This is a genomic window from Citrobacter sp. LJND-P06 (genome assembly GCF_058188415.1).
Genome location: NZ_CP187317.1, coordinates 1,048,856 through 1,061,941, shown reverse-complemented (window position 1 = coordinate 1,061,941; position 13,086 = coordinate 1,048,856). Strand labels below are relative to the sequence as shown.

The 13,086-nt window shown below is 53.0% G+C and carries 11 protein-coding genes and 5 tRNA genes; 4 read left to right on the top strand and 12 right to left on the bottom strand.

Going from position 1 to position 13,086, the window contains the following annotated elements; all coding sequences use genetic code 11:
• The first annotated feature begins 67 nt into the window (after nt 1-67).
• Nucleotides 68-1,252: an MFS transporter gene (locus ACO7SM_RS05090; protein WP_490469967.1), complete on the top strand. Its 1,185-nt coding sequence runs from the start codon at nt 68-70 to the stop codon at nt 1,250-1,252.
• Between the two features lie 95 nt (nt 1,253-1,347).
• Here ACO7SM_RS05090 and ACO7SM_RS05085 read toward each other — a convergent pair whose 3' ends face one another.
• Nucleotides 1,348-1,530 carry a hypothetical protein gene (locus ACO7SM_RS05085; protein ID WP_490469966.1) on the bottom strand — a complete coding sequence of 61 codons (183 nt, stop codon included), beginning with the start codon at nt 1,528-1,530 and terminating at the stop codon, nt 1,348-1,350.
• Between the two features lie 185 nt (nt 1,531-1,715).
• On the opposite strand from ACO7SM_RS05085, the gene mprA reads away from it, so the two are divergent.
• The 3 genes from mprA to emrB all read left to right on the top strand — a co-directional run bounded on the left by mprA (nt 1,716) and on the right by emrB (nt 5,102).
• Nucleotides 1,716-2,246 (top strand): transcriptional repressor MprA, encoded by a 531-nt coding sequence (gene mprA, locus ACO7SM_RS05080; protein ID WP_490469965.1) that lies wholly within the window; start codon nt 1,716-1,718, stop codon nt 2,244-2,246.
• 128 nt (nt 2,247-2,374) lie between these two features.
• The gene (gene emrA / locus ACO7SM_RS05075) at nt 2,375-3,547 is read left to right on the top strand and encodes a multidrug efflux MFS transporter periplasmic adaptor subunit EmrA (RefSeq protein ID WP_490469964.1); all 1,173 of its coding nucleotides are present in this window, start codon (nt 2,375-2,377) and stop codon (nt 3,545-3,547) included.
• Nucleotides 3,548-3,563: 16 nt separating this feature from the next.
• Nucleotides 3,564-5,102, top strand: a complete 1,539-nt coding sequence (gene emrB / locus ACO7SM_RS05070; protein WP_490469963.1) for a multidrug efflux MFS transporter permease subunit EmrB — start codon at nt 3,564-3,566, stop codon at nt 5,100-5,102.
• 103 nt (nt 5,103-5,205) lie between these two features.
• On the opposite strand, the gene luxS is transcribed toward emrB, so the two are convergent.
• From luxS to alaS, 11 genes are all read right to left on the bottom strand, one after another.
• Complete coding sequence (gene luxS / locus ACO7SM_RS05065; RefSeq protein ID WP_490469962.1) at nt 5,206-5,721, bottom strand: S-ribosylhomocysteine lyase; 516 nt, start codon at nt 5,719-5,721, stop codon at nt 5,206-5,208.
• Nucleotides 5,722-5,870: 149 nt separating this feature from the next.
• Complete coding sequence (gshA, locus tag ACO7SM_RS05060) at nt 5,871-7,427, bottom strand: glutamate--cysteine ligase (RefSeq protein WP_490469961.1); 1,557 nt, start codon at nt 7,425-7,427, stop codon at nt 5,871-5,873.
• 72 nt (nt 7,428-7,499) lie between these two features.
• Nucleotides 7,500-7,928: a YqaA family protein gene (locus ACO7SM_RS05055; protein WP_490469960.1), complete on the bottom strand. Its 429-nt coding sequence runs from the start codon at nt 7,926-7,928 to the stop codon at nt 7,500-7,502.
• Complete coding sequence (gene yqaB / locus ACO7SM_RS05050; RefSeq protein ID WP_490469959.1) at nt 7,925-8,491, bottom strand: fructose-1-phosphate/6-phosphogluconate phosphatase; 567 nt, start codon at nt 8,489-8,491, stop codon at nt 7,925-7,927. The genes ACO7SM_RS05055 and yqaB overlap by 4 nt, the downstream gene beginning before the upstream one ends.
• Before the next feature lie 270 nt (nt 8,492-8,761).
• Nucleotides 8,762-8,838, bottom strand: a tRNA-Arg gene (locus tag ACO7SM_RS05045).
• 41 nt (nt 8,839-8,879) lie between these two features.
• Nucleotides 8,880-8,956 (bottom strand) — tRNA-Arg (locus ACO7SM_RS05040).
• 194 nt (nt 8,957-9,150) lie between these two features.
• Nucleotides 9,151-9,227, bottom strand: a tRNA-Arg gene (locus ACO7SM_RS05035).
• 93 nt (nt 9,228-9,320) lie between these two features.
• Nucleotides 9,321-9,397 (bottom strand) — tRNA-Arg (locus tag ACO7SM_RS05030).
• A gap of 3 nt (nt 9,398-9,400) precedes the next feature.
• A tRNA-Ser gene (locus ACO7SM_RS05025) sits at nt 9,401-9,493 on the bottom strand.
• A gap of 344 nt (nt 9,494-9,837) precedes the next feature.
• Complete coding sequence (csrA, locus tag ACO7SM_RS05020; RefSeq protein WP_000906486.1) at nt 9,838-10,023, bottom strand: carbon storage regulator CsrA; 186 nt, start codon at nt 10,021-10,023, stop codon at nt 9,838-9,840.
• A gap of 238 nt (nt 10,024-10,261) precedes the next feature.
• Nucleotides 10,262-12,889 (bottom strand): alanine--tRNA ligase, encoded by a 2,628-nt coding sequence (gene alaS / locus ACO7SM_RS05015; protein WP_490469958.1) that lies wholly within the window; start codon nt 12,887-12,889, stop codon nt 10,262-10,264.
• Between the last annotated feature and the right edge of the window lie 197 nt (nt 12,890-13,086).

Genomic DNA, 13,086 nt, shown 5'->3' with positions numbered 1-13,086 from the left:
ATCCATCACCTGCATTCGTTATCATTCGTTATGATTGTTGTCACTCAATCAAATCATACTGATAACAATGAATAACCCCACACATCCTCTGAGTCCTGCGCTGATTGTCCTGATGTCTGTCGCCACCGGTCTGGCGGTCGCCAGCAACTATTACGCACAGCCGCTGCTCGACACCATCGCCCGCACATTCTCGCTTTCGGCCAGCTCCGCCGGATTTATCGTCACAGCCGCACAGCTCGGCTATGCAGCCGGGTTACTGTTTCTGGTTCCGCTGGGCGACATGTTTGAACGCCGCACACTGATTGTCTCGATGACACTGCTGGCGGCAGGCGGCATGCTGATCACCGCCAGCAGCCAGTCGCTTGCCATGATGATCCTCGGGACAGCACTTACCGGATTGTTCTCGGTCGTCGCCCAAATTTTGGTTCCTCTGGCCGCCACCCTCGCCACGCCGGATAAGCGCGGTAAGGTGGTCGGTACCATCATGAGCGGTCTGCTGCTGGGGATTTTACTGGCGCGGACAGTTGCCGGGTTGCTCGCAAATCTTGGCGGCTGGCGAACCGTGTTCTGGGTCGCCTCCGTGTTGATGGCGCTGATGGCTCTCGCACTGTGGCGTGGTCTGCCGAAGATGAAATCGGAAACCCATCTCAACTATCCGCAGTTGCTGGGTTCCGTATTCAGCCTGTTTATCCACGACAAACTGCTGCGCACCCGCGCACTGTTAGGATGCCTGACCTTTGCCAACTTCAGCATCCTCTGGACGTCAATGGCCTTTTTGCTTGCCGCACCGCCGTTTAACTATTCCGAAGGGATGATTGGCCTGTTTGGTCTGGCAGGTGCCGCCGGTGCATTGGGCGCACGGCCTGCGGGCGGTTTTGCCGATAAAGGCAAATCTCATCTCACGACTACCCTCGGCCTGTTGCTGTTGCTGCTCTCCTGGCTGGCAATCTGGTATGGACACACCTCCGTACTGGCATTGATTATCGGTATTCTGGTGCTGGATCTGACGGTTCAGGGCGTACACATCACCAACCAAACGGTCATCTATCGTATTCACCCGGATGCGCGTAACCGTCTGACGGCGGGTTACATGACCAGCTATTTTATCGGCGGTGCTGCCGGTTCACTGGTTTCCGCATCCGCCTGGCAACATGCGGGGTGGAGCGGCGTTTGTCTGGCGGGTATGACCGTTGCCGCACTTAATCTTCTGGTCTGGTGGCGAGGTTTTCATCGACAAGAAGCCGTAAATTAAGCAGACGCTAAGCGTTTATACCTGTTTGGGCTCCTTAGGGTGTTAAGGTGCCCCCCAGTCTGTTAAGGTTATAGGAATTATTTATCCTGATTATTTTACATCGGTGACGAATCACATAATCCTATGGAAAGCCCTGCCCACCTGTCTGATCCCAGTCCGGCGACGATCATCGCTGAGGGATGTGAAGACAGCGTACCGATAGTCATCAGCGGTAACCCGTTCGCTTTTGCGTTTTCCCGTCGGGGGTTTCCCCCCGCCGTGGCCACGTCAGGTTTCATGCCTCCCGTACTGCTTATTCGTTGTTTGCTCGTTCCCCACATCGTTGCGTTTTCCGGACTACGGATTAGCCTGGAAAACACCGGCGATTTTATAATCAGTAAGAATCGTTTTACTTTAATAATACATTTACTTTATTTGTCACTGTCGTTACTATATCGGCTGAAATTAATGAGGTCATGCCCAAATGGATAGTTCGTTTACGCCCATTGAACAAATGCTAAAATTTCGCGCCAGCCGCTACGAAGATTTCCCATACCAGGAAATTCTTCTGACCCGTCTTTGCATGCATATGCAAGGCAAGCTGCTGGAAAACCGCAATAAAATGCTGAAAGCTCAAGGGATTAACGAGACGTTGTTTATGGCGTTGATTACGCTGGAGTCTCAGGAAAACCACAGTATTCAGCCATCGGAACTGAGTTGCGCACTCGGTTCGTCCCGTACTAACGCAACACGAATCGCGGATGAGTTAGAAAAACGCGGCTGGATCGAACGTCGTGAAAGCGATAACGACCGTCGTTGTCTGCACCTGCAATTGACTGAGAAGGGCCATGATTTTTTACGTGAGGTTCTCCCTCCTCAGCATAACTGCCTGCATCAGCTCTGGTCATCACTCAGCACCGCCGAAAAAGATCAGCTTGAGCACATCACGCGTAAACTCCTGACCCGTCTCGATCAGATGGATAAGGATGGTGCCGTTCTTGAAGCACTAAGCTAACGCGTCGACACGCTCAATAATCCAGATTTATAAAAGAAAAAACTGACAGGCCAGCATGTGACACTGCTGGCCTTTCTGACTAACAGGTCGGCTCAGCCGATGTGAAAAATAAGATCGTGGAGAACAACATGAGCGCAAATGCGGAGACTCAAACCCCGCAGCAACCGGTTAAGAAGAATGGCAAACGTAAAAGTATGCTTATCCTTCTCACCTTGCTCTTTATTATTATTGCCGTGGCATATGGGATTTATTGGTTTTTAGTATTGCGTCATGCCGAAGAGACTGATGATGCGTACGTGGCAGGGAACCAGGTGCAAATCATGGCGCAGGTATCCGGCAGCGTGACGAAAGTCTGGGCTGATAACACTGACTTTGTCAAAAAAGGCGATGTGCTGGTCACGCTTGATCAGACCGATGCCAAACAGGCGTTTGAGAAAGCCAAAACAGCGTTAGCCTCCAGCGTGCGTCAAACACACCAGTTAATGATCAACAGCAAGCAGTTGCAGGCGAACATTGAGGTGCAGAAAACCGCACTGACCCAGGCGCAAAGCGACTTTAATCGTCGTGTTCCGCTGGGTCACGCCAACCTGATTGGCCGCGAAGAACTGCAACACGCGCGTGATGCCGTCGCCAGCGCCCAGGCGCAACTGGACGTCGCAATTCAACAATATAACGCTAATCAGGCCATGATCCTCGGTAGTCGGCTGGAAGATCAGCCTGCCGTGCAACAAGCAGCGACGGAAGTCCGCAATGCATGGCTGGCGCTGGAACGTACCAAAATCGTTAGCCCGATGACCGGATACGTGTCTCGCCGCGCCGTTCAGCCTGGCGCACAGATTAGCCCGACCACACCGCTGATGGCGGTCGTTCCGGCGAACAATCTGTGGGTCGATGCCAACTTTAAAGAGACGCAACTGGCGCATATGCGCATTGGCCAACCGGCTACCGTCATCAGCGATATTTACGGCGATGACGTGAAATATACCGGGAAAGTGGTCGGTCTTGATATGGGAACAGGCAGCGCCTTCTCACTGCTCCCTGCGCAAAATGCGACCGGCAACTGGATCAAAGTCGTACAGCGTCTGCCCGTCCGTATTGAACTGGATGCGCAGCAACTGGCGCAGCATCCTCTGCGTATTGGTTTATCGACATTAGTGACGGTAGATACCTCAAATCGTGATGGACAGGTGTTGGCAAGCCAGGTGCGCACAACGCCCGTTTCTGAAAGCGATGCCCGAGAAATCAGTCTCGCTCCGGTCAATAAGCTGATCGAAGAGATAGTCCTGGCCAACGCGGGTTAATCCTGAGGTGCGTGTGATGCAACAGCAAAAACCGCTGGAAGGCGCACAGCTCGTCATTATGACGATCGCGTTGTCGATGGCAACGTTCATGCAGGTTCTGGACTCCACCATTGCTAACGTGGCGATCCCGACTATCGCCGGGAACCTTGGCTCTTCATTGAGCCAGGGAACATGGGTGATCACCTCATTCGGGGTGGCAAACGCCATTTCGATTCCGATAACCGGATGGCTGGCGAAGCGCGTCGGCGAAGTGAAGCTGTTCATGTGGTCTACCGTCGCCTTTGTCATCGCGTCCTGGGCCTGCGGCGTCTCCAACAGCCTCAACATGCTTATCTTCTTTCGTGTGATACAGGGGATTGTTGCCGGGCCATTAATTCCACTTTCGCAGAGCCTGTTGCTGAATAACTATCCGCCCGCCAAGCGATCCATCGCCCTGGCGTTATGGTCGATGACGGTGATTGTCGCGCCGATTTGCGGCCCGATCCTCGGCGGCTATATCAGCGATAACTATCACTGGGGCTGGATCTTCTTCATCAACGTGCCTATCGGCGCGGTGGTGGTATTGATGACGCTGCAAACCCTGCGCGGACGGGAAACCCGCACCGAGCAGCGGCGGATTGACGCCATCGGCCTTGCGCTGTTGGTGGTCGGGATCGGCAGCCTGCAGATTATGCTCGACCGCGGCAAAGAGCTGGACTGGTTCGCCTCGCAGGAGATTATCGTTCTGACCGTGGTCGCCGTGGTCGCCATCAGCTTCCTGATTGTCTGGGAGCTGACAGACGATAACCCCATTGTCGATCTCTCGCTGTTTAAGTCGCGAAACTTCACGATTGGATGTCTGTGTATCAGTCTGGCCTATATGCTCTACTTCGGCGCTATCGTTCTGCTGCCGCAACTGTTGCAGGAGGTGTATGGCTATACCGCGACATGGGCAGGTCTGGCCTCTGCGCCGGTGGGGATTATTCCGGTGATCCTGTCGCCCATTATCGGACGTTTCGCGCACAAGCTGGATATGCGCAGGCTGGTCACGTTCAGCTTTATTATGTACGCCGTCTGCTTCTACTGGCGTGCATACACGTTCGAGCCGGGCATGGATTTCGGCGCCTCGGCCTGGCCGCAGTTTATTCAGGGTTTCGCCGTGGCCTGCTTCTTTATGCCGCTGACAACGATCACCCTCTCCGGCTTGCCGCCTGAACGTCTGGCGGCGGCGTCGAGTTTGTCTAACTTTACGCGAACGCTGGCGGGTTCCATTGGTACTTCAATTACGACCACCATGTGGACCAGCCGCGAGTCCATGCACCATGCGCAGTTAACCGAGGCGGTGAATCCGTATAACCCCAATGCAAGGGCCATGTACGATCAGCTCCAGGGCCTGGGCATGACCGAACAACAGGCGTCTGGCTGGCTCGCCCAGCAGATAACCAGCCAGGGGCTGATTATGTCTGCCAATGAAATTTTCTGGATGTCGGCGGGGATATTTCTGGTGTTGCTCGGACTGGTCTGGTTCGCCAAACCGCCCTTTGGCGCAGGTGGCGGTGGCGGCGGCGCGCACTAGTAAAAAAGCCAGTTCTTTTGAACTGGCTTTTTTTTATGCCTACGAGAACATTGCTCATTATAGGCCGGATAAGATGCGTCAGCATCGCCATCCGGCACAGCAACTAGATGTGTAGTTCCTGCAACGTCTCTTTTGGCAGGGCCAGCTCTTCATTGCTGTTCACGCGAACATCGCGCTCCAGAATATGACGCGCAATGTCCTGCGCTTCGCTCAGAGAGTGCATCTGATACGTACCGCACTGGTAGACGTTCAGTTCCGGGATCTGGTTTTGATCCTGCACTTTCAGCACGTCCGCCATTGCCGCTTTCCAGGCATCCGCCACGCGCTGCTCGTCCGGCGTACCAATCAGGCTCATATAGAAACCTGTACGGCAGCCCATCGGAGAGATGTCGATAATCTCTACGCCGTTACCGTTAAGGTGGTTACGCATAAAGCCCGCAAACAGGTGCTCCAGTGTGTGAATGCCCTTTTCTGGCATCACTTCTTTGTTTGGGATGCAGAAACGCAGATCAAACACGGTAATGGCGTCGCCATGCGGGGTGTTCATCGTTTTCGCGACCCGGACTGCAGGTGCTTCCATCCGGGTATGATCGACAGTGAAGCTATCTAACAACGGCATTTAGCCACCTCCGATAATTATTTTAAAAATAAACTGAACTCTTTGTTCCAGGGCGAGTCTTAACATATGAAAGACGCGCATTTGTTATCATCATCCCTGTTTTCAGAGATGAAATTTTGGCCACTCCCGAGTGGCCTTTTTCTTTTCTGTCAGGCGTGCTTTTCCAGCCACTCTGCAAACGACTCGGTATCCGCCGCTTCAACATCCTGCTGACGACGTTTCGATGCCTCGCGTTCAGCAATAAAGTCCTGCTCCTGCAATACTTCCAGCGGCTCTTCACGCAACAAATTACGATAGGCCTCACCCAGCGCTTTGCCTGTTCCGCCAATCCCTGTGTCAATCATAGACCGCAGGATACGTGCCGAGAACGTCAGTTCCGGATTATCGAAGCAGGCGACCAGTTCATCGCAGACCTTCTGATATTCCTCTCCGCCGTGAATACTGTCCAGCGTTTGTGCCACGCGTTTCAGATCGCGGAACAAGTCTTTCCCGACTTTCGGCAGCGGGAACTGTGCCGTTTGACAGCCAATACCTAACGTCAGGCCTGGCTTACGCCCTTCCAGGATCACACGATTCCAGTTAGTACGCGTACACAGGAGTTCGTCGCTGCTCATTTCCGGCGCATCCGCCAATACGCACCAGACCATAAACAGATCAAGGAAACGCACCTGCTGCTCGTCCACGCCAATCGGTGAGAACGGGTTAATATCCAGCGAACGCACTTCGATGTACTCAATACCGCCGCGCAAAAGCGCATCTGACGGCGATTCGCCGCTACGTGTTACGCGCTTCGGACGAATTGGCGCATAGAGTTCGTTTTCAATTTGCAGAACGTTGTTGTTAATTTGCAGGCGTTTGCCGTCTTTCTCCAGGCCAATCTCCGCATACTCCTCGGAAGGCGTTTTGATCGCGCGCTTTAATCCTGCCACATACTCATGCAGATCGTTAAACGTAATACCGAGATTGCTTTGCGACTTATTGGTATAACCGAGGTCGCTTAAACGCAGGGACGTCGCATACGGCAGGTAGTACATACCGCAGTCCGTTTTCTCAAACGGCAGCGTGGTCGGTTTTCCCTGCAGGAACGAAGAGCAAATCGCCGGGGACGCGCCAAACAGGTACGGGATCACCCAACCAAAGCGGTAATAGTTACGAATCAGACGGAAATAACCGGCGGAGATTTTTTCTTTCGCATCTTCGCCTTCCGTTACGCCACACTTCGCCTGCCAGAACGCCATCGGCAGCGAGAAGTTATAATGCACGCCAGAGATGGTTTGCATTAACGCGCCGTAGCGGTTCTTCAGCCCTTCGCGATACAGCGTTTTCAGACGGCCAATGTTAGAAGTGCCATATTGCGCCAGTTCGATATCCTGCCCTTCGGCAATATAGCAAGGCATACTCAGCGGCCACATCCGTTCATCGCCCAGGTTTCTGGCCGTGAAACGATGCAGATCGCGCATCAATGTCAGCATATGTTGAATATCGCCATCGACCGGAGTGATAAACTCCAGCAGCGCTTCAGCAAAGTCAGTGGTTATCCATTTATGCGTCAGCGCAGAGCCTAACGCCTCTGGATGGCCTGTCGTTGCTAATGTGCCATCAGCATTAACACGCAGTGTTTCGCGCTCTAGCCCGCGCTGAATCCCCTTCAATGCCTGAGGATGCTTTTCCAGCCAGGCCAACGCCTGTGATACGTCCGGGATCAAATTGACCTCCCGCCTGTCAAAATCGTTTTATTTAGCATAATTGTAATGGTGACCATGTGTGTCTATCTACAATTAGTGCCACCACATCATGCCCTGAAGAGTAGCCGCTGCGACCACAACATAGCGCAACGTTTTACCAAGACATAAAAAAAAGAGCACTGGCCCCCATGAGATACGCATCCATCCCGCCAGTAAGCACAGTAAATCCCCCACCACCGGCATCCAGCTTAATAGCAGCGTGACTGCGCCATAACGCTTAAGCCAGCCCGTGGCTTTTTCTTGCCAGCGCGACGTTTTACGTAACGGGAAGAAACGCCCAAGGATAACGTTAGTTAACCCTCCAAGGCTATTACCCATTGTTGCTGTTAAGACTAAGACCCAGGGTTGGCTTACCCCGGAAACTAACATCGCAGCTAAAACAACTTCTGAATTCCCGGGCAATAGCGTGGCGCTGAGAAAACTACTGGCAAACAGTGACAGGAGCGACAGTCCATCACTCACAGTAATCGAACGTCCACAGCATCCATTCCCGCCGCACGTGCCGCCTGCAGACCAAAATCAGCATCTTCAAACACCACACATTGCGCAGGCATCACGCCCATGCGTTCCGCGCACAGCAAGAACGTATCAGGCGCAGGCTTGTGATGCTGAACATGATCGGCTGCGACAACCGCATCAAAATAGCGACGTAGATCCAGACGAGCCAGCAACGCTTCTGCGATGGCGCTTTCACTACCGGTTCCTACTGACATCGGGCGACGACCATACCAGGCCTTCACCACCTCAACTAAAGGCAACGGCTCGGCGCTGTCCAGCAGCATGCTTTTTACCGTATCGGTTTTTTCTCGCGCCAGCGAATGGGGGTCAAGATCGGCGTGATTGAGTTCAATGATCGACTGAGCAATACGCCAGGTGGGTGAACCGTTGAGTGCGACCATTGCCTGAAGATCAAAACGAAGGCCGTAGCGTCCTAATACTTCACTCCACGCCTTACGGTGTGTCGGTTCAGTATCCAGGAGGGTGCCATCCATATCAAAAATCAAACCCGCATAACGTTCGTACATTGCGTTCTCACCAGCCTAATGACCAGACGTTACTTTATCGTAATTGATTGATTTTGTCGCTGATGGAGATAATGAGGATTGTTCAGTGTGTGAAGCAAAGAAGTGTTTATGAGAAGAGACGAAGTGTTTTGCAGAAGATGGTGCATCCGGGAGGATGACTCACTGGCGTTCGCCCTTCGGGCCGTTGCTAAAGCAACGTTATCCTCCCTTGGTGCTTGCGATAACTTCGCAGACCATGAGACAACAAAATCGCTGTTACCCTGGAGAATATGGTGCATCCGGGAGGATTCGAACCTCCGACCGCTCGGTTCGTAGCCGAGTACTCTATCCAGCTGAGCTACGGATGCATCGGGAATTGCTGATTTACTGCTGATACTTCTGATAAGTATGGTGCATCCGGGAGGATTCGAACCTCCGACCGCTCGGTTCGTAGCCGAGTACTCTATCCAGCTGAGCTACGGATGCATCAGGGAACTTATTTTACTGCTGATATTGATATCGCTACAAAAGCCATATCACGTAAGAGATGGTGCATCCGGGAGGATTACTCGGCTGCGCCTTGCCCTGCGGGTCGTTGCTAAAGCAACGCTATCCTCCCTGGTACTTGCGATATTCTCGCAGACCATGAAACAACAAACCGATTGTTATTTCTGAGAAGATGGTGCATCCGGGAGGATTCGAACCTCCGACCGCTCGGTTCGTAGCCGAGTACTCTATCCAGCTGAGCTACGGATGCATCAGGGAAACTTACTTTACTGCAGATTTTTGATACCGCTGCTAAAGCCGTATCGCTCACTCATACTTTCATTACCGAAAGTAAAAGAGAAGATGGTGCATCCGGGAGGATTCGAACCTCCGACCGCTCGGTTCGTAGCCGAGTACTCTATCCAGCTGAGCTACGGATGCAAATGGCGGTGAGGCGGGGATTCGAACCCCGGATGCAGCTTTTGACCGCATACTCCCTTAGCAGGGGAGCGCCTTCAGCCTCTCGGCCACCTCACCAAACGCCTCTTGCGAGTGCTTCGGAGAACTCGTTAAAAGCTCTTCGTCGCTGCGTGGCGCACATATTACTTTCTGGGACTTATAAGTCAAACAATTTTTCCTGCACTTTTATCGTTTGCACACTTCACGCGCAATTAGTCTGCAAAAACGGCAAAAAGAGTGTTTTATCAACAAACAAATCGGTGTTTAACACGCATCACTGAGGAACAAAAAAACGAGGCGAACGGAAAAGTCGGTCAACAAACACAGAGGCAGAATAAGAAAATGGAGCTGATGGGATAAAAAAGAGGGTTTAGAGCGGGAATCAGGTTGCGCCTCACCGAACAAGATGAGACGCGAAAACCTTAGTAACTGGACTGCTGGGATTTTTCAGCCTGGATACGCTGGTAGATCTCTTCACGATGGACAGAGACTTCTTTCGGGGCGTTTACGCCAATGCGTACCTGGTTGCCCTTCACCCCTAAAACTGTCACGGTGACCTCATCTCCAATCATGAGGGTCTCACCAACTCGACGAGTCAGAATCAGCATTCTTTGCTCCTTGAAAGATTAAAAGAGTCGGGTCTCTCTGTATCCCGGCATTATCCATCATATAACGCCAAAAAGTAAGCGATGACAAACACCTTAGTGTAAGCAGTCACGGCATCACATTCTGTTAAACCTAAGTTTAGCCGATATACACAACTTCAACCTGACTTTATCGTTGTCGATAGCGTTGATGCAAACGCCGTAAACCCAGATCTACGGCGCTCGCTAACGCTTATAGTTATTACAGTTTTGCGCTGACCCAGCCTTTCACACTGGCTAACGCTGCAGGCAGAGCCGCAGCATCCGTACCACCGGCTTGCGCCATGTCCGGACGACCACCGCCTTTACCGCCCACCTGCTGAGCGACCATACCCACCAATTCTCCGGCTTTCACGCGGTCGGTCACATCCTTAGACACGCCCGCAATCAGAGAAACCTTACCTTCAGCTACCGTTGCCAGAACGATAACTGTCGACCCCAGTTGATTTTTCAGATCATCAACCATGGTACGCAGCATTTTCGGCTCAACGCCCGCAAGCTCACTAACCAGCAGCTTCACGCCGTTGATATCGACAGCATTGCTGGAAAGATTCGCACTCTCCTGCGCCGCAGCCTGTTCCTTCAACTGCTGTAACTCTTTTTCAAGCTGACGCGTACGTTCCAGTACAGAACGAACCTTGTCACCCAGATTCTGACTATCGCCTTTCAGCAACTGTGCAATATCGTTTAAGCGATCGCTTTCCGCATGCAGAGTCGCGATTGCGCCTTCACCAGTGACCGCTTCAATACGGCGAACACCTGCCGCCGTACCGGACTCGGAAACAATGCGGAACAGGCCAATATCCCCGGTACGACTGGCGTGCGTACCGCCACACAGCTCGGTGGAGAAATCGCCCATGCTCAGTACGCGAACGCTGTCGTCATACTTCTCGCCAAACAGCGCCATTGCCCCTTTCGCTTTCGCCGCGTCCAGATCCATGACTTCGGTTTCAACCGGCAGGTTGCGACGAATCTGCGCGTTCACCAGGTCTTCCACGGCACGGATTTCTGACGGTTTCATGGCTTCATTATGGGAGAAGTCGAAACGCAGAACCTTATCGTTAACCAGAGAGCCTTTCTGCGCCACGTGCGTGCCCAGAATCTGACGCAATGCCGCATGCATCAGGTGCGTTGCGGAGTGGTTCAGACGAATACGCGCGCGGCGCACATCATCCACATCGGCCTGCACGGCGTCGCCCACATTCAGAGAACCCGCAGAGAGCTTACCGACATGACCAATCGCCTGGCCGTATTTCTGCGTGTCGCTCACCGCAAATGCGAAACCAGCGCCTTTCAGTTCGCCTTTATCGCCAACCTGACCGCCAGATTCAGCATAGAACGGCGTCTGATCCAGCACGACAACCGCTTCCTGGCCTGCGTTAATCACATCCACCGCTTTACCATCAACAAACAGCGCAGTGACCTTGCCGTTCAGTTCCAGATGGTCGTAGCCTTTGAACTCTGACGCGCCATCAACGCGAATCATCGCATTGTAATCGGCACCAAAACCGCTGGCCTCACGCGCACGACGGCGCTGTTCTTCCATGGCGGCTTCAAAGCCTGCTTCGTCAACTTTGATGTTGCGCTCACGGCAAACGTCCGCCGTCAGGTCAACCGGGAAGCCGTAGGTGTCATACAGACGGAAAGCCGTTTCGCCGTCCAGCGTGTCGCCGGTCAGCTTCGCCAGTTCGTCGTCCAGCAGCGCCAGACCACGCTCCAGCGTGCGGGCAAACTGCTCTTCTTCGGTTTTCAGAACTTGTTCAACCTGAGCCTGCTGACGCTTCAGCTCTTCACCGGCAGATCCCATCACCTCAACCAGCGGGCCAACCAGCTTGTAGAAGAAGGTTTCTTTCGCGCCCAGCATGTTGCCGTGACGAACCGCACGACGAATGATACGACGCAGCACATAGCCACGGTTTTCGTTCGACGGGACAACGCCATCGGCAATCAGGAATGCGCAGGAGCGGATGTGGTCAGCGATAACGCGCAGCGACTTGTTGTTGAGGTCTGTCGCGCCAGTAACTTTCGCTACCGCCTTAATCAGCGTGCTGAACAGGTCGATTTCATAGTTGGAGTTAACGTGTTGCAGCACAGCCGCAATACGCTCCAGCCCCATACCGGTGTCCACTGACGGCTTCGGCAGCGGTTCCATGGTGCCGTCAGCCTGACGGTTGAACTGCATGAAGACGATGTTCCAGATCTCAATGTAGCGATCGCCATCTTCTTCTGCGCTTCCCGGAGGGCCGCCCCAGATATGGTCGCCGTGGTCATAGAAAATCTCGGTGCACGGGCCGCAAGGGCCGGTGTCGCCCATCTGCCAGAAGTTGTCAGACGCATACGCACCACCTTTATTATCACCAATGCGGATAATACGTTCGCGCGGAATGCCGACTTCTTTTTCCCAGATTTCAAAGGCTTCATCGTCGGTTTCGTAGACAGTCACCCACAGGCGATCTTTTGGCAGGGCAAACCAGTTTTCACCGGTCAGAAGCTCCCACGCATATTGAATCGCGTCGTGTTTGAAGTAGTCGCCGAAGCTGAAGTTACCCAGCATTTCGAAGAAAGTATGGTGACGTGCAGTGTAACCGACGTTTTCCAGATCGTTGTGTTTACCACCCGCACGCACACAACGCTGCGAGGTGGTTGCGCGGGAATAATTACGCTTGTCGAGCCCAAGGAAAACATCCTTGAACTGGTTCATCCCGGCGTTGGTAAACAACAAAGTGGGGTCATTGTTTGGAACCAGGGAGCTGCTGGCAACTACCTGATGTCCCTTACTATGGAAAAAGTCGAGAAACGCCTGACGGATCTCAGCGGTGCTCTTGCTCATAATTATCCTGAAATCAATCTACACTTCATCGTTCAAACCGCCTCTGCGTTGGCTGCGCTTGTTCACCCCAGTCACTCACTCCAGTAAGCCCTGAGGATTCACTCACTTGCCGCCTTGATGCGACTTGAATGATTTCGTGTATTTAAGGAATATTCGTCGCAGACGTCGGTCATCCTAAAACGACCCTCGCCTGAACG

Bases quoted from the DNA above. Each gene is read 5' to 3' on its own strand.
- ACO7SM_RS05090 (WP_490469967.1), top strand. From the start codon at position 68: ATGAATAACCCCACACATCCTCTGAGTCCTGCGCTGATTGTCCTGATG.
- mprA (WP_490469965.1), top strand. From the start codon at position 1,716: ATGGATAGTTCGTTTACGCCCATTGAACAAATGCTAAAATTTCGCGCC.
- luxS (WP_490469962.1), bottom strand. From the start codon at position 5,721: ATGCCGTTGTTAGATAGCTTCACTGTCGATCATACCCGGATGGAAGCA.
- emrA (WP_490469964.1), top strand. From the start codon at position 2,375: ATGAGCGCAAATGCGGAGACTCAAACCCCGCAGCAACCGGTTAAGAAG.
- csrA (WP_000906486.1), bottom strand. From the start codon at position 10,023: ATGCTGATTCTGACTCGTCGAGTTGGTGAGACCCTCATGATTGGAGAT.
- ACO7SM_RS05085 (WP_490469966.1), bottom strand. From the start codon at position 1,530: ATGAAACCTGACGTGGCCACGGCGGGGGGAAACCCCCGACGGGAAAAC.
- alaS (WP_490469958.1), bottom strand. From the start codon at position 12,889: ATGAGCAAGAGCACCGCTGAGATCCGTCAGGCGTTTCTCGACTTTTTC.
- emrB (WP_490469963.1), top strand. From the start codon at position 3,564: ATGCAACAGCAAAAACCGCTGGAAGGCGCACAGCTCGTCATTATGACG.
- yqaB (WP_490469959.1), bottom strand. From the start codon at position 8,491: ATGTACGAACGTTATGCGGGTTTGATTTTTGATATGGATGGCACCCTC.